We start from the raw sequence: 26,291 nt of genomic DNA on the forward strand, positions 1-26,291 counted from the left end.
CTTCACTTTTTCATGGGAAATAAGTTTTTTTCAACAAATTCATCAAACGAACCCGTAAACCTCTCAACTTTTGTTACGTAATAAAACGTCGGTGTTGCCGTAAGATCGTTTACTTCGCTGTCAGGTGAGTAAATATACACCCTCTTTCCTAATCCAAGTGCAATCCCCAGCTCCACATGACTCCCTTTTCCGACTGGAAGCAATAAAACAAAAAAGTCCGCGGACATGACCGCGGCTTTCTCTTCCTCCCCGATTCGCGATAAATCTTCTAACGTTGCCGCGCGTTCATTTTTTGTCCAGTCATACGTTTGTGTAAAACCTTCTCTGATAAGACGGCTTGCCAAAGCGCGAACTGCTTTTTTGTTGGCAAAACTCGAAGCAATGTAAAACTTCATGTTTTCACACTCCTTTTGTTTTTCAAACAACCAGCCACGCCTTTTCCAGCTTGACTTGTGTATGAATCATGTTTTTCCATTCGCTCGAAGAAAGCTCCATCGACGCACATAAAACAGCAAATAAATGATGATTTTTTTGATTTTCTGAAAGGAACGTTGCCAATATATGTTTATCTTGTTTTATCGTATCTGAAAGTGTTTGTTTTTCTTTTAGTCTTCTCGAGTTAACAACGTACAGCATTTTGCTTCTTTGCAGTACTTCGATCATGCTCATATGATTCAATTCGATCCGTTGTTTTACTTCAACAATATCAACTGAGATTTTGTAATACGTCCCTTTTTGCCTGCTTCGCGCAAAAATTTCGTCATGTTGATCACTCATAAAAGATTGATAAGAATCATGATTCTCCCAAAATGCCAATATACACGCTTCTTGCGGATCCGCAACATTCCAGCCGCCTATCTGTCCGAGAAAACCCGGGTATCCTTTCAAATCGCGCCATTTTTCTTGCGCAGCCGAAAACGCGGCTTTCTTCTCTTCATCCACTTCACATTGAATCCATTTTAAAAGCATCGCTTTCCCCTCTTGCTTTTCTTTTATCATTTCATTTTCTCATACACTTCATCATATTTTTTCGCCAGTTCAAAATCGAGTTTCGTAAGCCCTTTCTCTCGCCAAGACGAAATTTTTACCGTGATTAACTTATAATCAATAGAAATAAACGGGTGATGGTTGGCTTCTTCAGAAATAGCCGCAATTTGTCGCACAAATTCGATTCCTTGCAAATAGTCTTGAAAGCGGTTCTTTCTTGCAATCCATCGCTCTTCAAGAAGATTCCAATCTTCGACCCCTTGTAAAAGAGATTGTATTTCTTCATCTGTTAACCGCATCACTGTTTTCCTCCTCGAGTTTTGTATCAAACACAGACGACAAACATCACATATCAGTGTAAAAAATATTACCATATATAGAGAAAGCCTTCTACAAATCTATAAGATTATTAAGAACATTTTGTTTATAATATCCCCTCTTTGAGGGTATATCAGATTTCTGTTCGCTTCTTTTTTAGAAAAAAGATTCGATCCTTCAATCACTAATTTGCTAAACTCCTTGAACATGTTTGAGGTTGTTGGAAGAATTTCCTTCGTTTTGAAATAAATCCTTATAATAAAGTGTTCCATATCAAATAAAACAGCCTGCACATACAAAAGCCTCTCTGTATGTACAGGCATCTCCTTACTGAAAAACTGCTGCCAGTATAGCATTATTACTTACTATACATTTTGAAACCGATAGAAAATAGTAGAATTTATAATTGATGTGGTTGCTTTCGTACGTCCTATCTCCTTGCAAACTACATGTTGAAAAACGGTAGCATCCACTGGCTCATATAACAATTGATAGATTCCATCTACCGATCTTATTGCTACAATCGCGTTTGGATTTGTCTCATATATTCTTTTGACAACCTCTTCTTTATTAGGTACAAGACTGGCAATCCATACTAAATTACAACTACCGTAATGATAGGATGCACCATCTGCTAATACATACTCTAGCAAATGCTGCAGACTGTATTGATCAATTAATTTTTTGCCCATCTTATATGCCTCTGTATTGATATCCAAGCATACAACCGGTTTTTCTGTTTGTTGCTGAAGCAATATGGTACTAAGCGGCAACGGTCCTGATCCGACAAACGCAATAGAAGATAATTGTTGTCGTTCTATGATCGCAAAAAGCTTATTTAATTCTATTTCAACGAGTCTTTCATAGTTATCCCAATAAATAAATTTTCTCAAATTATTTATATTTGATGTATCTTGTATAAATTTTTCAGCATAATAAAATTCCATGAGCGTTTCTGCAGTTTCTAATTTTCGAAGCATATCTTTTCGTATCTTTACTATTTCGCGATCTGATAGTATTTCATTTTCTAGTTCATGTTCAAAAAACTGCCCCAAGTTGTTTACAAGTGAATAAAGCGTCTGGTTGATGATTGGATTATTCGGGGATAAATCATGTTCAGCCATAAGTATTTTGTAGGCATGTTTGTATTGGTTAATGATTTGTTCTTTCAGTTTCATAGATTCAGCTAATGGCATCAATAGCACCTCATTTTCTAAATAATGTCCTGTTTAGCCTTGGAACATACATGGCTAAAAACAAGGATCGGCCTAAACTGAAAATAATGAAAGCAAGCCACAATCCATGGTTATGAAACACAGGTATAAAAATGAGCAGGAACGCAATATATACCGCCAGAGAAATCAGCATAGAATTGCGAATCGGCCCTGTCTCTGTCGCTCCTGTAAAAACACCGTAAAGAATTAAACCAAAGCTTGCTGCAAGCGGAAATATAGTGATCCAAATACTATAGGAGCTTGCCAGTTCGATCACCTCCTGATTTTTTGTAAAAACAGGTATGATCGAATCTTTAAACAATATATAAATAAGCATCATAAACAAAGGAGAAATAATCGCCCACTGCGAGGACAGCGATAAAGTGCGCTTATACAACGTTTCGTCGTTGGCGCCGACAGCTTTTCCAACGAGAATACTGCTGGCGTTGGCAAAGCCGTCAAAAAAATATGCCATCATATAGTGTATTTGAATCAGAACGGCATTGGCTGCTAGTATCTCTGTGCCAAAAGATGCACCTCTCGCTGTAAAGAGATTGAACACCGTTAATAAACAAATCGTGCGAATAAACAAATCTCGATTGACAGCCACCATTTTCTTAAATTCTCCTACATTCCACAGTTCGCTATTGGAAATGTCGGAAAGACGAAGATTGGAAGACTTTAGAACAATATACATACCAACCAAAAATGCAGTCACTTCTGCAATCAATGTGGCGGCTGCTACACCTTTAACATCTTGATGAAGGATGTTAACAAACAATAAATCAAGCACAACATTTAATAGATTCATAAATACTTGTAAAAATAACGAAATTTTGACACGGGACATTCCCATGAGCCATCCAAGAACGACGTAATTCGCCAGCGTAAACGGCGCGCCCCAAATACGGATAGAAAAATATTCATCAGTGAAAGTCATGACTTTCTCATCCGGATTGATAAGCGTTAATGCGATATACTTAATCGGCCACTGAAAGATGATAAATATAACACCAATGACTAACGCAATGAGAAACGGCCTTACTAAATATAAAAAACACTGCTTGGAATCTTGGGCACCATGGGCTTGGGCGGCAAAACCGGACGTACTGACTCTTAAAAATCCAAACAACCAATACATCGTGTTAAAAATCATGGTCCCTACAGCCACGCCGCCAATATACGCCGGATCGGGAAGCTGCCCTACTACTGCCGTATCAACAGCTCCTAATAACGGAGTCGTAATCGTTGAAATAATAAGCGGGATCGCCAGAGAAAAATATGTTCGATGCGTCATCGTTGTCCCCCTCATCCTTCAAACAAGTTAACTAGTTTTTTTGTGTAAGGATGGCGATGTTGAGAAAACAAATCATCCTTTTTAAAACTGTCTACAAAAATTCCTTCTTTCATCACAAAAATGCGTTCGCTTAGAAAATAGACCGCTGGAAGATCATGAGAAATAAACAAATAGGATAACTCTAATTGTTCCTGCAGTTCCTTTAAAAGAGTTAATATTTGTCCTTGTGTATATACATCCAAGCTTGCTGTTGGCTCATCAAAAATGATGACAGACGGCTGGATACTAATCGCCCGGGCAATAACAATCCGCTGTTTCTGACCTCCACTTAATTCGTGTGGATAGCAATAAAGATAGCGACTCTCAATCCCAACCATTTCTAACAATCGTTTCGCACATAATTCGCGATGGTCTCTTACATCCTGCAGATAAACGGGTGTGATATTTGGATACGTATCTAATACCTCCATGGTAGAATCAATGATCTTACGTTTAGGATTTAAAGCCGATGCCGGATGTTGGAACACTGCTTGCATACGATGACGAATTTTTCGAATTTCTCTTTTTGTCATGAGATGCAATGGTTGGTCATGTAAAAAAATTTCTCCTTCGTCCAGCTTTTCTAACATAAGCAAACAGCGTGCCAACGTACTTTTTCCACTGCCGCTTTCTCCAACAATCCCGACACATTCGCCTTTTTGTATAGATATCGACACCCCATTTATCGCTTGATGACCTGAAACATAAGTTTTTCTAATATTTCTGGCCATTAATACATTTGTCATCATGCCTTTTTCCTTTCTATTGCAAAATCAAGTCAAGTTTTGCAGGTGAGGTTGAGCTCTTGATCGTCGGAACAGCCCCCAATAACCGCTTCGTATAAGGATGGCTAGGATGGTATATAACACTTTCTTTCGTGCCCGCTTCCACGATTTCTCCTTGTTTCATTACTGCGATGGTATTGGAGTATTTTCTAGCCAACCTTAAATCATGTGTAATAAATAAAATCGCGCAATTTATTTTTTCTTTGATGTTTGCAATCACTTCTAACACATGGACTGCGGTAATGCTGTCAAGAGCAGTTGTGGGCTCATCTGCAATGAGTAATTTAGGATTCAGCATGATCGCCATGGCAATGGAGGCACGTTGCAGTTGTCCGCCGCTTAGCTGAAAAGGGTAACTATTATATACACGTTTTGCGGGCAGTTGTACGTCTTCCAATGCCTGTAATGCGATTTCTCTTCTTTCATTCTTTGTTAAAGAACAATGAGCTTGGATCATTTCATCCATTTGTTTTCCTATTTTCATAAAAGGGGTCAACGAGCTTTGATAGTCTTGGAAAACATAAGAAATTTCTTTTCCGCGTAATTTCTGAAATTCTTTATTAGATAAATGCGTAATATCCTTGTTATCAAAAAGAACATGACCAGCGGCTATCGACATTTCTTTCGGAAGCAATCCTCCAATAGTAGAAGCGGTTATACTTTTGCCGCTGCCGCTTTCACCAATTAACGTAAACCATTCCCCTTGTCTGACAGTAAAATCGATATTTTTGACGATGGGCTTATTACGACAAGAAATATGCAAGTGACGAACAGTTAATAATGACATGTCATCTCCCCTTTATCCTTTCACATCAAAGCGATCTCGCAAAACATCACCAACTAAATTCGAAATGAGTACTGTACACATAATCGCTATGCCTGGAATAATCATTAAATGTGGAGAGCTTTGAACATACGGTGTACTTTCGTTAAGCATGGCCCCCCATTCAGGAGTTGGCGGCTGTGCTCCTAAGCCAATATAAGATAGGGAAGCAATCATCAAAATGATTTTTCCAAAATCTAACGTCGCGAGAACTAATACATTTCCCATTACATGGGGCAGCAAATGTTTACGAATGATTTGAAAAGCGCTTAGACCATTGACAACTGCCATTAAAACGTAATCCTTTTCTTTCTCAGATAACACAGTGCTGCGAACGAGTCGCGCATAGCTCCCCCATTTCGCAACAACAATTGCAAAGATTAAATTCAACATACTAGGACCTAAAATGCCGCTAAGAACAATGGCGATAATAAAGTCAGGAAACGCCATAAAAGAATCTATAATTCTCATAAAATAACGGTCAAAACGCCCGCCAATAAAGCCTGACACCATTCCCAATGGAACCCCGACTAGCAATACAATGATCAATACGAGAAGGCCTGTTCCTACCGTTACTTGCCCTCCTGTTAATATGCGCGAGAATAAATCCCGTCCAAGATGATCCGTACCAAAAAGATGTTCTTCACTTGGTTTAAGCAGACGTTCATTCATATTGATTTGTAACGGATCATGTGGAGTAAATAAAGGAGCTATCACAATGGCAAGAAAATATGCAAATACAAGAATAAAAAGAAGCGATTGCGAGTTCATCTGATACGTTTGTTTGATGATTTTCAACGTCTCTCTACTCCTTTTAAACGTATCTCAGGGTTTAAATAACGGTAGCCAATATCAACAATTATATTAATCAAGACAATAAGGATCGTAATAAACAAAACATATCCCTGAATAACTGGATAATCTCTGCGAATCATCGCATCAACCACCATCTTCCCAATCCCCGGGTATGAAAACAGCACTTCAATAACAACTGTACCGCTTATTAAACTTCCAATACTCATCCCGAAAATGGTTACAACGGGAATTAAGGAACGGCGAAAAACATGGAATAAAACTATCCGTCTTTCACTAATTCCTCTTGCCCTTGCCGCTTTCACATAATCCTCATTCAAGCTTTCTAATAAACTGGAGCGCAACAATCTTACATAAACTGCTGACATTGCGATTCCTAATGTAAGCGATGGCAATATGATGTGTTTCACCGTCCCCTTTCCCATACTCGGCAATATACCGAGTCTAACGGCAAACAATTCAATGAAAAGGAGCCCCAGCCAAAAGCTAGGAATGGATGAACCAACAAGTGCAAACAAACGGCTTATATGATCCACCCATTTATTTTTATAGAGCGCAGATAAAGTTCCTAAAGGGATGGAAATCAGAATCATTACGATTAAAGAAGCGCACGTGAGCATCATCGTCGCCGGAAACCTCGATAACAACTCAGACAAAACTGGCTGCTTTGTTATATAAGAATGACCTAAATCAAATGCAAAAAATCGTTTCAACCAATACCAATATTGAATATATAAAGGCTCATGAAACTTCAATTCGTCTCTTAGCGCTTCTATTTGTTCTTTCGTAACGGACACTTCATCCACCTGAAGCATCCGTCTGATAGGATCACCAGGTACTAGTTTGATCAATATAAAGCTGATGAAAGAAAGCAGAAACAAAAATAGCATGAATTCGATGAATCTTTTCGTTATTTGAATCATTTTACTTAACCACATCCAAATCTTTAGTTAGCATGTAATACTCGCTTTTACTAGTCACCCAATTTTTTACTTCGTCACGATAGGCAACCATAATATTTGGATGTACGATAAAGGAATGAAGCGTCTCTTTATCAATGATTTTCAATGCTTCTTTTGCTAATTTGTCCCGTTCGTTCGCCTCCACCGTTTGGTTTAATTGATGAATGATGGCTGTTAATTCCGGATGGTTGATATTTGCGTAGTTTAGCGCTCCATTCGGCATGTATGTCGCGTTCAAAAAGTATGCCGCATCACCACGAGGGGCCGTTAAACTGCTGTATGTAGCAAAATCCCAATCATCATTGTCCGCTAAATACTCATCAATATTTTCAACTTGTTGAATCGTCATCTCGATTCCGAGTTCCTTCGCCTTTGATTGGAGAATTTGTACAGTTAAAGGAAGTTCCGGACGTGATGAGTACGTGAGCACTTTCAACCGAACCGATTTTCCATCTTTCGTAAGTTTTCCGTTTTCCACTTGAAAGCCTGCTTGTGTAAAATATTGTTTCGCCACTTCGATTCCGCCTTTCTTCTCTTCATAAGACGGCGCGAACGGAAAGTCTGTCAAAAAAGGACCTTTTGCTTCAACTGCATGTCCGTTTAAAATATGTTCAACAATCTCTTTGCGATCAACTAATGCATCAATGGCTTTACGTATATTCCCATCTTTCATATATGGACTGTCCATATTAAAGATTAACTGATGTGTGCGCAATCCTGGAACAGACTCTACTTTTACTTTTTCTTCTTTTAGCTGTTCGAGATTTTCAACCGGCGGTCTAAAAATAATATCCGCATCTCCTGATCGAAGTGCCATTAGTCGTGCATTGGCATCCTCATTAAAGGAAAACGTTGCTTTATCAAGCTTTACTTTTCCATCCCAATACTTTTCAAAACGTTCGACTTTCAGTGCCACCCCAGGCTCGAAAGAAGATATCTTAAATGGCCCTGTACCAATTGGCTTTTTATCAAAGTCTTTTTCGGTAACATCAATGATCGCTGTGTTAGGGTGAACTAGCTCTGAAGGAAATTGGGGAAATACACCTTCTGTTTGAATGGTTAGCAATTGTCCGTCCGCTTCCATCTTGCGGATTTTTAATGCAGCTTTTACGGCTGGACTATCTTTGATAGCTCTTTCCAAAGACGCCTTCACCGCCTGCGCATCAACTTTTTTTCCATTATGAAACGTAATTCCTTTCCTAATTTTGAAAGTCCAATTTTGCCCATCTTTACTTTCCCATTCTTCGGCCAGCCAAGGCTCTATTTCTAACTGTTCACTAATCTTTACAAGCGTCTCTCCCACTCCCGCACGAACCATCGTATAATTACTGTCTAAGTGCGGGTCGATTGTATTTGTCGGGAAACTAAAAAGCAATGTTAATTCCTTTCCGCCCTTCTCTTCTTCTCCAGAGGAAGATAGTGAACATCCGACCAGCATAAAAATCATGAGAAGTATCAATGTGCTTTTGACATATTGAAGCATTTTCTCACCTACACAATTCGTAATGATTACTATTTTCATTTAATATGTTACATAATTTTGCCTTTATTGTAAATATAGTTTTGAATAAATTTTTAAATGAAAAGCAGAATCCTTCTCAAATTTAATGTGATGAACATATTGAGAAAGATTCTGCCTATAAATAAGAACATATTGTCAAAAAGCTCTGTTTCAATGTGAAACAAAGAAGGAGCAAACAACAAGTTCAGCCATCCCTGCAACTATGTGCCAGAATTCACCTAGATAATCAACCATTACACACTCTCAGTACAATTACTTATCCCTCTTCTATTAGCTGTTTTCTGTATCGAAGATCTTAATCTTAGATTCTACTCTAAAAATCTTTTTCGAATATCCGGAGTTGGAATCATACAACTCTCTCTTTTCCCAAACCACTTGTATCTATTTTCAGCAATAAAATGATAAAAACGATCACGAATTGGACGCGGAACTAGAATAAATACATAAAACAACTTCCAAAATCCTTTAAGATACTTGCATACTCTTAACGCCGCGCTAGATTTCGTATAGTACCTCTCTCCGTCAATTACTATCAAGCTGCCCATATCCTCAGGAATTCCATACTTTGCTAACATCTTCCTCCCTGCTTCGCTCTGCAATGGTGCAAAACGGAACCGAGCTTGCGGGTCTCGTTTTATAATAAAATGAACGCTTGCGTTACAGAAGTTGCAGATCCCATCAAACAGGATGATTAGTTCCATCAAAAACCTCCTACTTTCATTTCTTTTTATCATTGTACGGCAAAAATCAAACGCCTGTCCTCGTTCGGACAGACGTTTTTAATTTCATAAACTTCATAATCCAGCGACATATTAACCTAAGGGCTACAACAAAGTATGTGTGCTCCACGTCACTTGTTTATATACTCCAATCCATCTGCAAGCACTTGGTATAATAAGAATAGAAAGAGTCTAACGGCTGTTGATCGGCTTTACACATTCTTCTACATCGTTTTTTGCTGAATTGACTGCTGTGGATACTCTATACATTTTCATTTCTTCCGCTGGATACGGCCGCAATAACGATTTCAAATACTCAGTATCGTCTATCGCCGGATCAAGCCAAACTTCCTCCCATTCTTTAGGGAGTATGACGGGCATTCGCTCGTGAACCTCTTTAACAAGTTCATTTGCTTTTGTGGTGATGATCGTACACGTATACATTGAATCGCCATGTTTGTCCCACTTCTCCCAAAGACCCGCAAAAGCAAAAGGTCGTTCGCTTTTTAGCGTAAATCGGTGCGGTATCTTTTTGTTCCCTTCTTTTTTCCACTCGTAAAAACCATCAGCGAGAATTAAACATCTTCTCTTTTTAAAAGCATGCTTAAAACTTGCTTTTTCATCCACCGTTTCCGCTCTTGCGTTAATCATCTTAAAGCCGATTTTTGGATCATCCGCCCAATACGGTACAAGTCCCCATTTCATCATCTTTCCTACTCTTTCCCCTCTATTTTCCACTATTGTCAACACATTTTGGCTCGGAGCAATGTTAAATCGCGGCTCTATGTTCCCAACATATTGAAAATGGAAATATCGCGCTAACTGTTCTGTATTTCCGGTTAATGAAAACCTTCCGCACATGATGAGATCACCTCCAATTATGACGAATAAAGAAGGCTTATTATATAGTTAGAATTATAATCCAAAAAAGGGAGTTATATGCAAAGAATTGATTGTGTTGATCTATTTAGCGATGTGTTTGTATTGCTTAAAGGTGTTACAAAAATATGTCTTGCTTGTTGCGTTTGTCATCGTTACGCTGTTCATTCAATACAAAACCGGATTTTTCATCTTGATCGATTCGAACGGTTTAATTCGGGTGCTCCAGTGTTTTCACATTTCTTCTCCTTATTTTGTTTCGCCTTATCCAAGCGATAGTGGCGGCAGGTCCAAAAAGAAAACGGCTATTTCTTGTATTTACCCTTTTCTTTACGATCGCCTGCTGCCGCTTATGTTTTTTTTGTGAGCGTTCTCTCTGCAACAACATACAATCACTAGTAAGAAAAGCGCAAGTACCCTCTAAGTGTGATGGACAAATGTTTTTTACCCGCTAGATGGCTCTATCCCGAGGGGCGGATTTGGCCTCGAGCTGCGTAAATTATCTCCTTTCAAATCATGCTTTACGCAAGTGCTGCATGGGATGACTATTCAAGAAGCAAGCTGGTTGAGCGCTGAAGCTAGACCAATTTTGTTCCACATTTATACTTTCTTATCTTGCAAAAAAGGATGCCTAATGAATCGCAGCATCCTTCAATCAAAATCCTTTATCTCTGAATCTTATACTCTGCACCACATGTTTTCTTGAGAAAACCACGAATTCCATTTGGATGATACGGCATCATCTTTTCGGCTTTTTCCACATCGACCCATTGAACATCGAGAACGTTTTCATCGCCTGACATCGTTTCCGGCGCTTGAACAATGGTTCCACGAAAAGTGATAAAAAAGACATGATTGTCATCCATGAACGCTTCATCGAGTGCAACGATGTCACTAACAGCTACATCGTATCCCGTCTCTTCTTTCACCTCTCGAATCGCTGCTTCTTTTAGCGTTTCTCCTCTCTCAACTCCACCTCCGGGCAATGACCATGTTCCTCTTTTGTTGAACACCATCAGCACTTTTTGGTTCACTTCGTCATACAAAAGTACATATACCACATCTACTCGCTTCATTTTCGTTCTCCTTTTGTAATTTCTGCAAAAAATCTAGCACTTTCTTTGTATATTCGCTCTTGTACATTTCAAAGCTTTTCACATGCTTCGCTTTTTTGGTGAGCCATAGTTCAAATACGTCTGGGTGTTTTTTGTACATTTTTACACTTTCCTCGTACGGGATAGATGGATCAGCTTTGCTGTGGATGAATAAAATCGGGCGTGGAGCAACGTTGTCTAATGCATTCATCGGCACCGATTCACTCGGATCTAGTTCGGTCAACATCGGAATGAGTGTTAAAATTAAATATGTAAACGGAACATTCGGCAAATGTGTCCAAACCGGCATATATGTTCGCAAATATCCTTCTAGGTCGCTAAACGAGCTATCGGCAATGACTCCTTTTACATCTTCACTCATCCCTGCAGCTAAAATCGACGTTGCTGCCCCCATCGAAACACCATAAAGCACAATCGGCTCTGAATAGTGGTGTTTCGCATAATCAATGACCCCTAACAAATCATATTTCTCTTTTGCTCCAAGTGTAATCATGTCTCCACCTGATTCGCCACTAGCCCGGAAATCGAACATAATAATTCGGTATCCTTCGGTCACGAGACGCTGTGCCAGCGGAAGAAATGGAACGTTCGGCTCATAGCGATTGCCGCCGTATCCATGTGAAAAAATGACCGTCATTTTCGCTTGTTTCTCCGGTTCAATGACCCATCCTTTTAACTTCGTTTTCCCGTCTTTACTTATAAATTCCGCATCTTGACAAGTCATCCCATAATCGCTTGGCATTTCGAGAATCTGCTTGCGTTCCTTATGCGTCAATTGCCAACCTACATAAATGGAAATGCCGATGCAGGCAAAAACGGCAAGAATCAGCAAAACAAGAAGAGATGGCGCAATCACACTCCGCGTCCGTCTTCGCCTCTCCAGTTGTGTTTGCAGTTCCATAACACCCTCTCCCCCCTTTCGTTCATACTTATTATATCTGAATATTCAGTCTAATAGAAATAGCTTTTTGATAAAAGTCCCCCTTCCCAACTTTATGGTTCTTCACAAAGCAGAGAAGGGGACAACACTCATTTTGTATTGATTTCAACAATGATTCTTTGTCGTCCATGCGACGCGACTAAAAGCACACCGATCACAAATGATACTACTGCTGATTCTTTAATTAAACACATACGCTCCGACGATGCGAACGAACATAACAAACATAATAGTTAACGTTCATTCCAAATTGACAGAAACGAATCTACTCTACCTAACATTACTTCTTGCAGTATTCCAATAACTCCCGCAGCTCTGCCACGTACTCTTTCGAACCTGTGACAATGAGGCGATCGCCCATATGCAATTCTGTATCGCCATGAGGAATGAGCGAATCATTGCCGCGGAAAATACGGACGATAATGCAGTCGCCCATAAATGGAAGCTGCCTTAGCAGAATCCCTTCATAAGCTAAATTATTCAGCGTAATCTCATAAAAGGCAACATCTTTGTTCGTAAGCATACGGGCTACACGCGGAGATTCGATGTATGCTTGTAATACAGCCTTCGTCGATAGTAAAACCGACATCACTTCTACTTCTTGGGCTTTTAGTTGCTCTACTTGTTCCGGTGTCTCTGCTAATGCAATCACCCGCTCGACATGGCGTTCTTTCGCGGATAAAGCAAGCTGAGCATTCAATTTCTCATCTCCAGTGAAGACAACAAGCACATCCGTCGCAAACGCACTATGCTTTTCTAATGTTTCGAGTGAATAATCTTCAATATCGACAATTGGAAAGACGTGATCCGATACCGGCAACTCTAACTTCTCCTGCTTAATATGATAAAGCGTGACATCATATAGATGTTCGTTCAACTCTCGTGTCACAGAAAGGGTAAACTGATTCGTACCAATTAATTTGACTGTAATTTTATGAGCGTCCTCATTCGGTTTTTCATACAGCTTTTTGAACAAAATCGGTGAAACAATACTAGTAAGCACCGCAACTAAAATTAATGCCCCTTTCATATCGGAATTAAGCACGCCTATCCGTTCGGCAATCGTTGCTGCTGCAATGACAAGGGAAAGAGTGGACACAAGCAAAAAGGCAGATGCGAGCGTCGTTTTCACATCATACCAAATGCGGAGCATATAGACAGGCACCACTTTCGAAATGACAAGCGCCAAAAACAAGAGCGGGATTAACGCTAAAATTTTCGGTTCTGTCAACAGAGATCGCAAATCTAAATTGACACCGACCATCACAAAAAAAATCGGAATAAAAAATCCATAACCAAACGAATCGAGTTTATGCACTAAATCTTGGTTCGGCGACAACAATGACACGAGCACTCCTGCTAAAAAAGCGCCTAAAATATTTTCTGCCCCCAGTTTTTCCGATAAAGCAACAAGCACGATAATTAATGCAAATACCGCGCGCGTGCCAATTTGAATCGTCCCTTTTGCCATCGTCTCGACAAAAGAACGACGTTGAAAATGTTTGCCGACAAAATAAAACACAACACCTGCGGCAAACAAAACGAGAAGGAGCCATGTGTTCTCATGACTTGGTTCGTACATGGATACAAACACAGCCAGCAAAATCATCGTCACTAAATCAGCAATGACAGCGACAAGCAAAATCGTTTGCCCAATCGTCGTTTTCATCAGTTGGGCATCTTTTAATGTTGGAACAACAACCCCAAGAGAAATCGTCGAAATAATTAACGTCATTAAAAAGGCGTTATCAATATAGCCTGCGAGAACGAACAAATACGAAAGCGCGAGCGACAAAATGAAAATGGCGACAAAAATCAATGATGCTAGAAGAAACGGATTCGGTTCGTTTCCTTTCTGACGGGAATTCGGCTTGCGTGCAAACGAAGAAAAGTCGATCTCCAGCCCGCTTAAAAACATAAGAAACAGAAACCCTAATGTTGATAATGTTTCTAGCCACATGTCCGGCTTAACAAGATCAAATCCTGTTTTTCCGATAAGAATCCCTGCAATAATTTCCGCCACTACTACGGGAATCACTTGCAGACGAAAGCGATGCAACAAAATCGGAGTGAAAAACGCAACGATCATCACGATCAATAATGATGTAATCGAGGAATGTTCCGCCAATGGTATCCTCCTTTCTGCGGATCAACCACACTTTACTAGATTATAAGAGATTGTGATGTGTTTTACCAACAGAAGAACAACAGCTGTTTCATCAAACAGAATAATAAAGAAGGCAGGAGGTAAACAGAAGCCCAACCAACTCAGAATGGCATCGATCAAACATTGACAGGGTGGACATATTGGTAGGCCAGAACAATACTTTTGTTTATTTATTCAGCATCTTGAATCGTGCCTGCTTCAATCACTATCACCGTGACAAAAACAAGCGGCTAGAGGGCGCATGGCTGAACACGCAGAACACCTTAATTTTCTACTTAACCAAACAGCGCAACACGAACGAACCCCCACCAATTTTCCTAGCAGTACACTCTTGAATCATTATGAAATGTTGCGATATATGAAGTACAATCAAACGAAGATAAAACCACCGCTGTATCGCAATTCGTATACTTTTTGACCATGAACAAAAATGCATTCTTCCCCATAAAACCGTTCAAGCGTGCCATGATAAGCATTCTTATATGTATATTGGCCATTTTCAAAGTGCTGCGGTCCGCGATACGGAGCAGCAGCAGGGACAAGCCGTAATGCTTGTCGCAAAAACGCATAAATCGAAACAATTTGTTCCCGTGACACATCGGGAATGGCAATGCCTCCCGAGTAAACCATGGACCAAATCGGTTGCTGCTCATACTCTACCGTTTCCTGCCCAGCAAAAAAAGCAGAGCCGAAATAAATATCGCGATAAACGTAATTCCCGTCTTGATACTCAAACTGTTTCGATCCGTTGAACAAAGGACGTACCGATGTGTTGTCCTCATCGGCGGCGTATGCCCGTTTTTTCGCTTCCACTAGAAAGTCGATGAATCGTTTTTGGTTCATTCACATTTCTCCCCTCTCCGCTGCTTTCCAATTTACTTCTCTCTTGAGCACAATTGTTCGATCCGTTGAAATTTTCGTGCCGCACTTTCTAAAGTAGCTTTTGTCATCATTTCATAAGTAAAGCGATTTTCGTCGAGTTTCTTTGTCGCCCCTTTTCATAACATTATTCATGATCTCTTTAATTTTCCACGAAACGTTTCTTTATGATGCAACTAAAAATATAATGGAATCGGTTCCCTCCGCTTTAAAGCGGCAAATTCCTCGGTCATCCCTAGTCGATAAAGCTCTACAGACTATCCTAGCCTTGAATATAAAAACCTTGTACGCTGGACTTAACATGCTGCCGTACAGTGCTTCGCGTTTCAGTTATTCCCAAAAAGCCGAATGTACGTGATACCTTAATTATAGTACATACGTTCGTATATTGCTACAAAAATGTGATTCATCTTCCGATTTATTCTACCTCTTGAATATTTTAAAATTGAGAAACTACTCACCAGTTTATGATAAAATCATTTTTTCGATTATCCGAATGGTGTTAAAAATGTTGTTTAATTTTTTGGATTAAGTACCTCAATGTTTCAAAAAATAGAGCAAAAACCGTCTGTGATTGAATTAACGCACTAGTGTCAATCTGCTCTTTTATACCACAGTTGCACTGATTTAAAAAAAGCTACTCCATTTTCAATTAATTTTAAAGCATCTTCTATTGAAGTTTCGTTGGAATAATATCGCTTGGCATGCTCGTAAAACCGTTCTGCATAGGCTTTCATTTCTTCATCAGGCAATAATTTTATTGCTTCGTTTTTTGGCATTTGCCATACTTTAACCGCATCTTCCTGTTCGATAGATAGGACTTGATATACTACGGGAGAAACTTGTGTACAAAGTAGCCGAATCATTCTCGATAAGCGTTCTTTCCCATGATCCAGAAGATTATTTAAATACTTTGGGACAGGTGTCAAATTTCTTAACGCATTTATAGCCGATTGTTTTAATTGTTCATTGGTTGCTTCATTCACTGGCAGCCTTCCAGCCACTAAATGATAAGCACCCGGAATAGGGCCTACATATCCATCAGGAAGCTTTGAAGAAAGTGCCCTACATTGAATATAACTAAATGGATAAGGATTAATTTTGGCTAAATCTCGATGAATAGCCAAAGATAGTTCCAAGGGAAGCATTCCGTTCTCATCAAAAGCTGATTCCTTTAAATAAAGTTGAAAATCAATGTCGCTGGAACCTGAGATAAAACCGCCCTTCATTGCCGAACCATGAACAATTAATCCGATAAAATCCTTTTCGGTATGCTTTATATAAACTTCAGCTGCCTGCTTAACAATCGGCTTCGCTTCCTCTGTTAGATTTGATACATCAATCATATCTGCCCTCCTGAAATGAGACTGTATTATTAATTAGTAGAGTAACACGATTACATCTAGTATTCAAAGTACTCGTTCATTTACATTACTGCTCGTTAGTACAAAGAAAAAATGAAAACTTTTTTAGTTTTTCAACAACATTTCGTACATTAAACAACTTTTTATCACTCAACACGATGATCCGACCGACAATTTCGATTGCGTACGTCAAGGAAACTGAATTGACACCATTGTATGTAATCAATGTTTGAATCGATCGGCAACGCTTTTTTGCCTAAATCACCAATGGAATGTATACTGTCTCTATACAATAGACTCCCTTCACAGCTTTCGTCAATCCCCATTCTTTTCATACATCATATACAATGATGTAAAATCGTGTATTCTTATACTCCTGCTACCTCTTTTCATGACGTACTGTTTTGAAAAAGAAAAACAAGGCCGATGGAAGTCGACCTTATCTATCTCTGATCACCCACCTCTAATTCACTTTTCTCATTTATTACTACATCAAAAAAGTGAACGGAAAGCATGTCGCGATCAAAAAGATCGTCATTCCAAATGTGCTGTAAAAAGAGGCGGGCGATGGTTTTGTTTCGTTCGCTTTCTTGCGCACCTTTTAACGCGATGATACTTAAATAAATGTCGCATAAGCGGTTAGCGATTTTTTTCGCATGGTACGTTTGTACTTCATCAGGCTGTCTGCTCAGCTGTCCAAGCGCCTGAATGAGTTCGTTAAGCCCGTTTTTCACCGGTGCAGCGAATGCACGCACATCGTCTCGGAGATTGGTAAGTTCTTTGCTCATCACTTCAATAAATCGCTCGTGTATACGGAATTTCCGCATGAGTCGCAATACTTCTAATCCCAAAATGTTTGCAGTTCCTTCCCATACAGTTAACACTTGGGCGTCGCGAAGAAGGCGTGGAGTGACGAAATCTTCGATGTAGCCGTTGCCGCCGTGCATTTCAATTGCTTCATGGGCAAACTCAATTGCTTCTTCGGCGGTGCGCATTTTCAATAGGGCAATAAGAAGGCGGTTCCACGCTTTGTCTTCTTCGGATGCTTCATTTGGTGCAGTCATGACGCGGTCAAAGAATGAAATGAGTTCAAAGCAAGCGCTCGTTTGCACTTCCAGTCGTGCTGTTAAATTCGCAAGCGTTTCTCTTATCATCGGATACGAAGTGAGTTTATGACCGAATGCCGAGCGGTTCTCTGCATATTGCTTCGCTTCATCTAAGGCGCGCTTCATAATGCCGATGGAAGCCACGGCATTGCAGACGCGTGATAAGTTAAGTGCTTCCATCATATAGTAAAACCCTTTTTTTGCATCGCCAATGACATATGCTTGTGCTCCGTCAAACACAACTTCCGCTGATGGAACGGCACGAACGCCTAGCTTATCTTTCAAACGGCGAATATGAATGCCGTTGAGCGTGCCATCATCATTGCGCCATGGCACGAGAAATAAGCTAAGCCCTTTCGTTCCGGGATCGCTGCCGTCAATGCGCGCTAGCACAGTCGCCACCCCGCACATCCCCGCATTGCTCGCAAAATATTTTTCCCCATACAGTTTGTAATGGTCGCCGCACGGGACAGCACGCACTTCATTGGCTCCAACATCTGATCCGCCTTGGCGCTCCGTTAAAAACGTCGCCCCCTCGTATAACTCGACTTCCCCTGTTGAAATGACATGCGGTAAATATGTTCGCTTTAATTCCTCATCAGCGAAATGTTCAAGCAAATACGCCGTTGCCATTGTTAACGTTACCGGGCAGTAAAAACCTGGTTCAACTTGCGACAATAAATATCCTTGCGCATACGAATAAATATAATTTCCTTTTCGTCCAAGTTCGGGAATCGGCTTATGAATATAGCCGACAATACCCGTTTCATACGTTTGTTTCACCGTTTGTTTATACCCTTCGTTCACCCATACTTCCGAAATGTCATCACCAAAGCGATCATACTTAATGAGTCGCGGCTGTCCTTCGCGATCAGTATGAACTGCCCGACGATCAATATCGGTTATGCAAATTCCCCAAAATTTCTCAAGCTGTTCTTCTGCATACCCATATAATTCATCATCTAAATATTTTTTTAAATTCGCCAATAGATTTGGATCAGCGTCTCGCAATCGTTTCATCGTCCATCCCCCTCAGCGCTTGTTTTAACACTTTTCCTGTCGCGTTTCGCGGCAGCTCACGAATTTCTTGGTATAAGCGTGGAATTTTATAGTCAGCAATTTTACCCATAAGAAAACGTTTACATTCATCATCAAGGTTATTGAACGGCTTCGTTGTCACAACGAACGCTTTCACCGTCTCTCCCCACTCCGGATGCGGCACGCCCACAACAGCAACAACAGCAATGTACGGATGCGTCCGCAATACATCTTCGATTTCTTTCGGATAGACGTTCACTCCACCGGAAATAATGATATCTTTCTTACGGTCGACAATCCAAATGTACCCATCTTCATCACGGCGTGCGATATCCCCGGTATACAGCCAGCCGTTTTTTAATGTCTCTGCTGTTTTTTCTTCATCTTTATAGTAGCCTTTCATCGTTCCCTCTCCGGATAAAACGATTTCTCCGACTTCGCCGACATGGACTTCGTTTCCATGTTCATCAACAATCTTAATTTCACAGTTTAGCGCTGCCTGTTTGCCAATGCTTCCCGCTTTTGTCGTATGATCTTCCGTCGCCAAATACGTGCCGTTCGGTCCTGCTTCGGTTAAGCCGTATAAACACATAAGACGATCGGTACGGAATTGTTTCGCGATGAATTGGACTTCATTTCTCGAAAGCGGTGCCCCGCCATATGTCCAATAGTTTACAGAAGAAAGATCGTATTCATGAAGTCGAGGATGTTTTGCGGTGAGCAAATAAGCGACAGGTGCTCCAAAGAAATGAGTAATTTTATATTTCTCCACAAGGTTAAGTAACGATTCCGGGGAAAACGATGGTGATAACACATGTGTTGCCCCGACGTACATTCCGCCGATGAAAAACAAATGAAGCGGTGCGGAATGGCTAAGCGGCATCATATGCAAAATCCGGCTCTCTTTGTCCATCTTTGTTTCGATCGCCATCATAATTGCAACCGTTAAAATATTACGGTAGGTAAATAACACTCCTTTTGGCCGACCTGTTGTTCCTGATGTGTATAAAATTGCCGCTCCATCATCTTCTTTTAGCGGACAAACGATCGGATCGGCTGCTCCGCTCAAAATCAGTTCAGAGAGCGGCACCCACCCTTCTTGAGCATTTCCTGTCTTTATCCAGAAAACATCGACCTGTCCGACAAGCGGATCGAGCTCTTTGTAAATCCAGTCATGAGCAATGACCGCTCTCGCTTCACAATGTTCGATAATATACCTGACTTCCTCGGCAACTAAGCGCGCGTTCACAGGAACGACAATCGCTCCGAGACGCAATACTGCAAAATACGCAAACACCAACTCTTTCGTATTCGGCATATACAAAACAACTTTATCGCCTCGCTGAATTCCTAAATGCCCAAGTGATGAAGCAAGACGATTGACGGCTTGATCCACTTCACGATATGAAAGGGCCGCCTCTCCATCGATAAATGCCTTTTTTTCTGGAAACTTTCGCGCGTTCCGTGCCAACAACTCAGAAATGTTCATCCGACTCCCCCAATTCTTTTAATCTTTGTTTAAAGTCTTCTAAAATCGCTTCCATTTCTTGTTTGAGTTGCATTAAGTCTTCAATTCGTTCGCTCACCTCCTTTAGCTTTTTCTCGCCGTATTCAATTGTTCTTTCTAACTGTTTTCGTCCCGTTCGGTCTTTGTCAAATAATGAAATCATTTCATGAATTTCTTCAAGCGAAAAACCAAACCGCTTCCCACGCAAAATGAGCTTTAGCACCGCGCGATCTTTTTTCGTATACAGACGCTGCCCCGTTTCTGTGCGCATTGGCGCAATCATCCCTCTCTCCTCATAATAGCGAATTGTCCTCGTACTAATATCAAACTCCTGCGCCAACTGCGAAATCGTATAGTAGTTCATCTGTTTCACCTGTGCGAATAGATTTATTTTTCTGAATTTTATTTTAATTTACGTTTACGTAAAAGTCAATGTATTAAAAAATAAGACTGACTCCCAAAATCACAACAACATAATTTGGAAGTCAGCCTTTTGAGATCGACAGCAGCTTAACGACTTAGATGGTTGATCCTTTTTCTTCACTTATTGTTCTCTCTCGAATATATCCGTTTTTCACTAGTTCCCGATCAAAATCAGTAACCAGCCACATCTTTCTTTTTATTGTATTCTCCAACAGCACATCCCGAAGTTAATAAAACGTTATCTAACTGCTTGCGCTCGTATAAGATCGGAGCGCATAACGCCAAAATCTTCGCGATAACCATAAAAAGAGCCCCGCAATCCCGATGGATAACAATGTCGTGACACCGTTCCATTTCCCTAATAGCGCTACAGCAGGCGTGTTCGTAATGAAGGCAGCCGGCAAAACATACGTCAGCAAAATACGAAGCCACCCTCGATACATTCCGATCGGAAAGCGCGTCGTCTCAAAAAACGAATAAAAGATAAACGAGAGATCATCGATTCGAATGACCCAAAACGATGTCGTCATCAGCATCATCCAAAGAGAATAAATTAATACGAGAGAGGAAAATAGACTAACGCTAAACATAAGAATATCCGCTAAAGACGGAATATAATGCTTTTGAACTAGTCCGTAAATGATTAGTCCTACTCCAAGTAAAATATCGATCAGCCGCCAAAATACTAAATGACGAAAGCTGACGTAAAACATACTGTCCACCGGTTTTGTCAAAATATAATCCAATGTTCCCTTTCGCACATGCTCCAACAGCCGTGACATATTAGGACGCAAAGCAAAATCAATAGCCCCTTGTAATGTATTGAAGATGCCAAGTAAAATCAACACATCAGCATACGCCCAGCCGCCTAGTTGATTCGTTTGATAAAAAAAGATTTGAACGGTTAAAACAGCAATGCCTACTCCAAAGAAACTCGACAGCAAATTTCCAAGAAATTCACTGCGGTATTCGAGCTCTTCGACAAAGCAAGTTCGAAAAAACTCTTGAAAAATTCGCCAATATCTCCGCATATTAACCTCCCACCGCTTGGTTTTTCTTTAGCCCCGCTTTCCATAGCCATCTCAATACGCTAATGAAAATAATCGCCCAAGCCATCGCGCCAAAAAAACCGTATCCTATTTCTACACGCGTCATTGTCCCCATTACGATGTCAATCGGAAAGCCAATCATGTAGCGAAACGGTAGATACATGCTTATCTGTTTCAAAATAGGAGGCAACAAAGATAAAGGAGCAATTCGCCCCGACAAGAACAGAGATACCACTTCAAACATGCCGTAGATCGCCGTCACCTTCGTAACCCAAAAACCGAGAAGTCCACAGATGTAACTAAACATGAATCGCAACGTAGCACCTAAAAACAAGGCGGTGACAAACAAAACAAATTGCCATCCGCTTACATCAGGACGCAAAGCGGGAACAAAGACAGCCAATACTCCCCATATCGGCAGCAAAACAATCAAAAACAAGACTTTATAAACAATATTTTCAGCGATCGCCCAATGAATCGGATGGAACGGACGAAGAATATAATTCGAAAACGTCCCTTCCCGAATTTCGCGATCCAGTTCCCAAACATCCCAAGCGCTCGTCATTCGTTCTACAAAAATGAGAGTTATAAAATACAAAATAAAAGAGTTTGATTGCGATGGATAAATATTCGTCCATACAACCATCGTAATCAGGGGTTGCACCATCGCCCCTGTCATCCAAACAATCGTGGCGAGCCGATACGCTAACATTTCCACATACTTCATCCGAATGAGGGCTATGTACTTACGAAACATGAGACCCCTCCTGAAACGCCCGTTTGATCACTTCTTCCATCGGCGGATCTTGAATATTTAAATCGTAAACTTGAAAATTCCGTAAAAATTGTGACGAGACCTCCGGAACTTGTTCACGAGGAACGCGCAATGTCACTTTTCCTTCCTCTACTGCAACCAACTCACCGTAATCATCCCATGATACATCGGGTACAGATGGAAAATGAATTTCCAGAAGTTTGTATGGTGTTAATGTTTCCGTTAATACTTTTAAATCCCCGTCATACATTAATGTTCCGTAATTGATGATCAACACTCGGTCACACAACGCGGTAACATCCCCCATATAATGCGATGTTAGCAAAATCGTCGTTTGATGTTCACGATTGTACTGGGCAATAAATCGGCGAACCTTTTCTTGCGTATGTACATCGAGACCGATCGTCGGTTCATCCAAAAATAAAATTGCCGGACGATGCAATAAAGCAGCCGCTAACTCGCATCTCATTCGCTGCCCTAACGATAAACTTCGTGTCGGTTTTGTCAACAATGGCTGCAATTCAAGCAATTCGACCAACTCATCTAACGTTTGACGAAATACACGATCATCAATTTCATAGATCGCTTTGTTGACCAAAAACGTTTCCATCGGTGGAATGTCCCAAATGAGTTGACTCTTTTGCCCCATGACCAGACTCATCATTTTTTTAAATTCCGCTTTTTGTTCAAATGGAACAAATCCCCCTACCGTAATGTCCCCTGAAGTAGGATGAAGCAGTCCAGCCAACATTTTCATCGTTGTTGTCTTTCCAGCCCCATTCGGGCCTAAAAACCCAACGATTTCCCCCGGTTGAATGCTAAATGAAATATCTTTAACCGCTTCAACGATACGATATTCCCGTTTGAACAGACTGCGTACCGCATCGAACCAACCTGCTTGCCGAACATGAACTCGAAAAGATTTGCTCAGATGTTGAACGTGAATCATCTTCTTTTCATTCCTCCGATTGGTGATGTATATTTTTTACAATCCCCATATCTTTCATTAATCAGCATGGTCTTACATAAGAATAAGGACTTCAACAAAACAATTTTCTATTTACCGTTTCGCGTATTCTTTATGGTAAACAGGCGGGAAGACGCTCATTTTGGCATGTGCAGAGCATAGCTCAAATCACCTTTTTTGCGGTCATTCCGAACATATGTGCCAACAGGAATATTTCGTATAGATTGTCTTTGAGAACGGAAGGTAGGGAGTTGTGACAGGAAAGAGGACTGTCACGTAACCTCTTTCCTCCATCATGCTCCCAGCTGACGAAACAGAAAACCAAGCTATGCGTCACGTATTCAGGACCGGGACGGAATATAGAGCTTAGTCAACTTCTCTTTAGTAGAAGCATTTCCCCAAGAAACTCCTTACTTCAAAGTGGGAGTAGTGTAAATTGTTCAAACGCATCATACCGCATTCTTCATCCCGCTTGCACAGGACAGAAAACCGATTCAATAGAAAATGATTACATTTACAACGTTCATCGTCAAGAAATTTATCATGAGACCACATAAATAATTACGGTGAAATCGAATTTTAATCGTGATTGTTTGAACTAAGACTCATAACAACGCTCATGACACACTGGAGAGGAACACCTCCTCAAAACAAAAACAAGGCTAATTTTCATATAGAAATCAGCCTTGTTTATCTCTTAACCTATACTATTACCGGCTCTTTTTGGGAACGGCTAATCGCATACGGTAAGCATAACGGCAAGCCTGTACGCGGGTCTTGGATGATATCACACTGAATCCCAAATACTTCCTCGATAATATCTGGTTGCATGACTTCCATCGGAGTGCCTGCTTTGACCACCGTTCCTTTTTTAATTGCAATCATATGGTGAGCGTAACGGCTTGCATGGTTTAAATCGTGGACAACCATAACAATCGTTCTCTGCTCTTTTTCATGAAGCTCCTCTAAAAGATTAAGGACTTCTAACTGATGAGCCATATCAAGAAACGTCGTCGGCTCGTCTAAAAACAAAATGGGTGTTTCTTGAGCAAGCGCCATCGCAATCCAAGCTCGCTGCCGTTGCCCGCCCGATAGTTGATCGACAGGACGATAAGCGAATTCTTCCATCCCCGTCGCTTCGATGGCCCAGAGGATCACTTCTTTATCTTTTTGCGTTAACGAACCGAAGCCGCGCTGGTGCGGGAAGCGGCCATATGTCACTAAATCGATGACCGTCATCCCTTCCGGAGCTGTCGGGTTTTGTGGTAAAATCGCCAATTGCTTGGCCACTTCTTTCGTTTTTAATCGATGAATCGCTTTACCATCAAGCAAGACATGCCCGCTTTTTGGCTTCATCAAGCGCGCCATCGTTTTCAAAATCGTCGACTTCCCTGAACCATTCGCCCCGACTAACGCTGTGATTTTATGGGGTGGGATTTCCACATTCAATTGTTTGACAATTAATGTTTGATCGTACGCAATGTCTAAATTTTCGGTTACAATCAAGCGATCCACTTCCTTTCGGTTTTATCTTAATCAGCGAGAAAACACCCATTTTGACATGTGCAGGACGTAGACCAAGACTAAGGTTAATTCGTGACAAACGCTTGATGATGGGTGGAAACCATTTCCATTGGTTGAGCGTTGGGCTCAAGATACATTTTGACGCTATTGACCGCCGTCGGTCCTTCCATAAATCCTCCGGCAATTAACGTTAATTTATTAGGATAGTATACAATATCTCCTGCGGCAAATATGCCAGGGATGTTTGTTTCCATTTTTCCATTAACGACAATGCGCCCTTCCATCATATCAAGTCCCCAGTCTTTGATAGGCCCGAGATCGATGTGAAAACCATGACTAACAATGAGTTCGTCAACCGGTAATTCTACCGTTTCCCCCGTTCCTACATGTTCGATCAGCACTTTTTCGAGAAGGGTTCCTTGTCCGTATAGTTGTTTGACTACATATGGTGTCAACAGTTCCACTGACGAGCGCTTCATGTTCGTCACGCTGCTTTCCAATCCGGAAAATTCTTCACGGCGATGAACGATCGTGACTTTTTCAGCGATGGGCTCCAATTGATGGGCCCAGTCTAACGCTGTATTACCGCCTCCGGAGATAAGTACTCGCTTTCCACGGAAATGTTCTAATGATCCAACTTTATAATGAAGCGTATGCCCTTCGTACTGATCGGCACCATCGATCTCCAGCTTCTGCACTTCCCATGTTCCATGTCCGATCGCAAGAATGACGGTGCGTGTATGATGTTGCTCGCCATTTGTGCTTGTCAACAAAAACGTGCCATCCTTTTGCCTTTCCATATAGGCGATTCGTTGACCTAAGACAATCGTTGGTGCGAATGTTTTGGCTTGCCGCTCTAAATTTTGAATTAACTGCTCCCCAGTAATCTCAGGAATCCCACCAATGTCTCGAATAATTTTCTCGGGGAAAAACCCTCTCACTTTCCCGCCTAACTCTGGCAAACTTTCAATGACTTTCGTTTTTAGCTCGCGCAGCCCACTGTAAAAAGCAGCGAATAACCCGACAGGACCTCCGCCAACAATGGTTACATCATAGAGTTCAAGGTTTCTCTCCATCGT

At 40.9% G+C, this 26,291-nt stretch carries 25 protein-coding genes; all 25 read right to left on the reverse strand.

All coding sequences use genetic code 11. From position 1 onward, the window contains the following. Positions 1-2: 2 nt before the first annotated feature. On the reverse strand, positions 3-395 hold the full coding sequence (locus ISX45_RS07735) for a nucleoside 2-deoxyribosyltransferase (RefSeq protein WP_194520430.1): 393 nt from the start codon (positions 393-395) through the stop codon (positions 3-5). A 22-nt stretch (positions 396-417) separates the two neighbouring features. Then, the gene (locus tag ISX45_RS07740) at positions 418-969 is read right to left on the reverse strand and encodes a YdbC family protein (RefSeq protein WP_194520431.1); all 552 of its coding nucleotides are present in this window, start codon (positions 967-969) and stop codon (positions 418-420) included. Between the two features lie 26 nt (positions 970-995). Next, the gene (locus ISX45_RS07745; protein ID WP_194520653.1) at positions 996-1,286 is read right to left on the reverse strand and encodes a 4a-hydroxytetrahydrobiopterin dehydratase; all 291 of its coding nucleotides are present in this window, start codon (positions 1,284-1,286) and stop codon (positions 996-998) included. 384 nt (positions 1,287-1,670) lie between these two features. Then, a complete protein-coding gene (locus tag ISX45_RS07750) occupies positions 1,671-2,501 on the reverse strand; it encodes a nicotianamine synthase family protein (protein ID WP_181556100.1) in 831 nt (276 codons plus the stop codon). Between the two features lie 10 nt (positions 2,502-2,511). Continuing rightward, on the reverse strand, positions 2,512-3,816 hold the full coding sequence (locus tag ISX45_RS07755; RefSeq protein WP_194520432.1) for an MATE family efflux transporter: 1,305 nt from the start codon (positions 3,814-3,816) through the stop codon (positions 2,512-2,514). Between the two features lie 11 nt (positions 3,817-3,827). After that, positions 3,828-4,601 (reverse strand): ABC transporter ATP-binding protein, encoded by a 774-nt coding sequence (locus ISX45_RS07760; protein WP_181556098.1) that lies wholly within the window; start codon positions 4,599-4,601, stop codon positions 3,828-3,830. Between the two features lie 16 nt (positions 4,602-4,617). Then, positions 4,618-5,427, reverse strand: coding sequence for an ABC transporter ATP-binding protein (locus tag ISX45_RS07765; protein ID WP_194520433.1), 810 nt, complete (start codon positions 5,425-5,427; stop codon positions 4,618-4,620). A 12-nt stretch (positions 5,428-5,439) separates the two neighbouring features. Further along, positions 5,440-6,234, reverse strand: coding sequence for a nickel transporter permease (nikC, locus tag ISX45_RS07770; RefSeq protein WP_181556127.1), 795 nt, complete (start codon positions 6,232-6,234; stop codon positions 5,440-5,442). Positions 6,235-6,257: 23 nt separating this feature from the next. After that, entirely contained in the window at positions 6,258-7,199 is a 942-nt protein-coding gene (gene nikB, locus ISX45_RS07775) for a nickel ABC transporter permease (RefSeq protein WP_194520434.1), read from the reverse strand. A gap of 1 nt (position 7,200) precedes the next feature. After that, positions 7,201-8,721 (reverse strand): nickel ABC transporter substrate-binding protein, encoded by a 1,521-nt coding sequence (nikA, locus tag ISX45_RS07780; RefSeq protein ID WP_194520435.1) that lies wholly within the window; start codon positions 8,719-8,721, stop codon positions 7,201-7,203. A gap of 347 nt (positions 8,722-9,068) precedes the next feature. Continuing rightward, positions 9,069-9,461, reverse strand: coding sequence for a thiol-disulfide oxidoreductase DCC family protein (locus tag ISX45_RS07785; protein ID WP_194520436.1), 393 nt, complete (start codon positions 9,459-9,461; stop codon positions 9,069-9,071). 210 nt (positions 9,462-9,671) lie between these two features. Continuing rightward, positions 9,672-10,340: an SOS response-associated peptidase gene (locus ISX45_RS07790; protein ID WP_181556093.1), complete on the reverse strand. Its 669-nt coding sequence runs from the start codon at positions 10,338-10,340 to the stop codon at positions 9,672-9,674. 683 nt (positions 10,341-11,023) lie between these two features. Further along, positions 11,024-11,434: an NUDIX hydrolase gene (locus tag ISX45_RS07795; RefSeq protein ID WP_194520437.1), complete on the reverse strand. Its 411-nt coding sequence runs from the start codon at positions 11,432-11,434 to the stop codon at positions 11,024-11,026. Further along, the gene (locus ISX45_RS07800) at positions 11,397-12,374 is read right to left on the reverse strand and encodes an alpha/beta hydrolase (RefSeq protein WP_194520438.1); all 978 of its coding nucleotides are present in this window, start codon (positions 12,372-12,374) and stop codon (positions 11,397-11,399) included. Before ISX45_RS07800 ends, ISX45_RS07795 begins: the two co-directional genes overlap by 38 nt. Before the next feature lie 319 nt (positions 12,375-12,693). Continuing rightward, positions 12,694-14,541 (reverse strand): monovalent cation:proton antiporter family protein, encoded by a 1,848-nt coding sequence (locus tag ISX45_RS07805; RefSeq protein ID WP_194520439.1) that lies wholly within the window; start codon positions 14,539-14,541, stop codon positions 12,694-12,696. 408 nt (positions 14,542-14,949) lie between these two features. After that, positions 14,950-15,423 (reverse strand): DUF5680 domain-containing protein, encoded by a 474-nt coding sequence (locus ISX45_RS07810; RefSeq protein WP_194520440.1) that lies wholly within the window; start codon positions 15,421-15,423, stop codon positions 14,950-14,952. Positions 15,424-16,052: 629 nt separating this feature from the next. Further along, positions 16,053-16,805, reverse strand: a complete 753-nt coding sequence (locus ISX45_RS07815; protein WP_194520441.1) for a hypothetical protein — start codon at positions 16,803-16,805, stop codon at positions 16,053-16,055. Between the two features lie 461 nt (positions 16,806-17,266). Then, positions 17,267-18,949 carry an acyl-CoA dehydrogenase family protein gene (locus ISX45_RS07820; RefSeq protein WP_194520442.1) on the reverse strand — a complete coding sequence of 561 codons (1,683 nt, stop codon included), beginning with the start codon at positions 18,947-18,949 and terminating at the stop codon, positions 17,267-17,269. Further along, a complete protein-coding gene (locus tag ISX45_RS07825) occupies positions 18,927-20,456 on the reverse strand; it encodes a class I adenylate-forming enzyme family protein (protein ID WP_194520443.1) in 1,530 nt (509 codons plus the stop codon). Before ISX45_RS07825 ends, ISX45_RS07820 begins: the two co-directional genes overlap by 23 nt. After that, positions 20,443-20,838, reverse strand: a complete 396-nt coding sequence (locus ISX45_RS07830) for a MerR family transcriptional regulator (protein WP_181556085.1) — start codon at positions 20,836-20,838, stop codon at positions 20,443-20,445. The genes ISX45_RS07825 and ISX45_RS07830 overlap by 14 nt, the downstream gene beginning before the upstream one ends. 301 nt (positions 20,839-21,139) lie before the next feature. Next, a complete protein-coding gene (locus ISX45_RS07835) occupies positions 21,140-21,928 on the reverse strand; it encodes an ABC transporter permease (protein ID WP_181556084.1) in 789 nt (262 codons plus the stop codon). A 1-nt stretch (position 21,929) separates the two neighbouring features. Next, positions 21,930-22,703, reverse strand: coding sequence for an ABC transporter permease (locus ISX45_RS07840; RefSeq protein WP_181556083.1), 774 nt, complete (start codon positions 22,701-22,703; stop codon positions 21,930-21,932). Next, on the reverse strand, positions 22,693-23,670 hold the full coding sequence (locus ISX45_RS07845; protein WP_194520444.1) for an ABC transporter ATP-binding protein: 978 nt from the start codon (positions 23,668-23,670) through the stop codon (positions 22,693-22,695). The genes ISX45_RS07840 and ISX45_RS07845 overlap by 11 nt, the downstream gene beginning before the upstream one ends. 720 nt (positions 23,671-24,390) lie before the next feature. Next, the gene (locus ISX45_RS07850; RefSeq protein ID WP_181556081.1) at positions 24,391-25,203 is read right to left on the reverse strand and encodes an ABC transporter ATP-binding protein; all 813 of its coding nucleotides are present in this window, start codon (positions 25,201-25,203) and stop codon (positions 24,391-24,393) included. 74 nt (positions 25,204-25,277) lie between these two features. After that, complete coding sequence (locus ISX45_RS07855) at positions 25,278-26,288, reverse strand: NAD(P)/FAD-dependent oxidoreductase (protein ID WP_194520445.1); 1,011 nt, start codon at positions 26,286-26,288, stop codon at positions 25,278-25,280. Positions 26,289-26,291 lie beyond the last annotated feature (3 nt).

The organism is Thermaerobacillus caldiproteolyticus, assembly GCF_015326725.1.
GTDB lineage: Bacteria > Bacillota > Bacilli > Bacillales > Anoxybacillaceae > Thermaerobacillus > Thermaerobacillus caldiproteolyticus.

What these genes read in the sequence shown, in the direction of transcription:
- ISX45_RS07750 (WP_181556100.1), bottom strand. Translation starts at nt 2,501, where the DNA reads ATGCCATTAGCTGAATCTATGAAACTGAAAGAACAAATCATTAACCAA.
- ISX45_RS07830 (WP_181556085.1), bottom strand. Translation starts at nt 20,838, where the DNA reads ATGAACTACTATACGATTTCGCAGTTGGCGCAGGAGTTTGATATTAGT.
- ISX45_RS07825 (WP_194520443.1), bottom strand. Translation starts at nt 20,456, where the DNA reads ATGAACATTTCTGAGTTGTTGGCACGGAACGCGCGAAAGTTTCCAGAA.
- ISX45_RS07745 (WP_194520653.1), bottom strand. Translation starts at nt 1,286, where the DNA reads ATGCGGTTAACAGATGAAGAAATACAATCTCTTTTACAAGGGGTCGAA.
- ISX45_RS07795 (WP_194520437.1), bottom strand. Translation starts at nt 11,434, where the DNA reads ATGAAGCGAGTAGATGTGGTATATGTACTTTTGTATGACGAAGTGAAC.
- ISX45_RS07740 (WP_194520431.1), bottom strand. Translation starts at nt 969, where the DNA reads ATGCTTTTAAAATGGATTCAATGTGAAGTGGATGAAGAGAAGAAAGCC.
- ISX45_RS07815 (WP_194520441.1), bottom strand. Translation starts at nt 16,805, where the DNA reads ATGATTGATGTATCAAATCTAACAGAGGAAGCGAAGCCGATTGTTAAG.
- ISX45_RS07840 (WP_181556083.1), bottom strand. Translation starts at nt 22,703, where the DNA reads ATGTTTCGTAAGTACATAGCCCTCATTCGGATGAAGTATGTGGAAATG.
- ISX45_RS07735 (WP_194520430.1), bottom strand. Translation starts at nt 395, where the DNA reads ATGAAGTTTTACATTGCTTCGAGTTTTGCCAACAAAAAAGCAGTTCGC.
- ISX45_RS07800 (WP_194520438.1), bottom strand. Translation starts at nt 12,374, where the DNA reads ATGGAACTGCAAACACAACTGGAGAGGCGAAGACGGACGCGGAGTGTG.
- nikA (WP_194520435.1), bottom strand. Translation starts at nt 8,721, where the DNA reads ATGCTTCAATATGTCAAAAGCACATTGATACTTCTCATGATTTTTATG.
- ISX45_RS07835 (WP_181556084.1), bottom strand. Translation starts at nt 21,928, where the DNA reads ATGCGGAGATATTGGCGAATTTTTCAAGAGTTTTTTCGAACTTGCTTT.
- ISX45_RS07820 (WP_194520442.1), bottom strand. Translation starts at nt 18,949, where the DNA reads ATGAAACGATTGCGAGACGCTGATCCAAATCTATTGGCGAATTTAAAA.
- ISX45_RS07855 (WP_194520445.1), bottom strand. Translation starts at nt 26,288, where the DNA reads ATGGAGAGAAACCTTGAACTCTATGATGTAACCATTGTTGGCGGAGGT.
- ISX45_RS07765 (WP_194520433.1), bottom strand. Translation starts at nt 5,427, where the DNA reads ATGTCATTATTAACTGTTCGTCACTTGCATATTTCTTGTCGTAATAAG.
- nikC (WP_181556127.1), bottom strand. Translation starts at nt 6,234, where the DNA reads ATGAACTCGCAATCGCTTCTTTTTATTCTTGTATTTGCATATTTTCTT.
- ISX45_RS07755 (WP_194520432.1), bottom strand. Translation starts at nt 3,816, where the DNA reads ATGACGCATCGAACATATTTTTCTCTGGCGATCCCGCTTATTATTTCA.
- ISX45_RS07785 (WP_194520436.1), bottom strand. Translation starts at nt 9,461, where the DNA reads ATGGAACTAATCATCCTGTTTGATGGGATCTGCAACTTCTGTAACGCA.
- ISX45_RS07810 (WP_194520440.1), bottom strand. Translation starts at nt 15,423, where the DNA reads ATGAACCAAAAACGATTCATCGACTTTCTAGTGGAAGCGAAAAAACGG.
- ISX45_RS07790 (WP_181556093.1), bottom strand. Translation starts at nt 10,340, where the DNA reads ATGTGCGGAAGGTTTTCATTAACCGGAAATACAGAACAGTTAGCGCGA.
- ISX45_RS07760 (WP_181556098.1), bottom strand. Translation starts at nt 4,601, where the DNA reads ATGACAAATGTATTAATGGCCAGAAATATTAGAAAAACTTATGTTTCA.
- nikB (WP_194520434.1), bottom strand. Translation starts at nt 7,199, where the DNA reads ATGATTCAAATAACGAAAAGATTCATCGAATTCATGCTATTTTTGTTT.
- ISX45_RS07845 (WP_194520444.1), bottom strand. Translation starts at nt 23,670, where the DNA reads ATGATTCACGTTCAACATCTGAGCAAATCTTTTCGAGTTCATGTTCGG.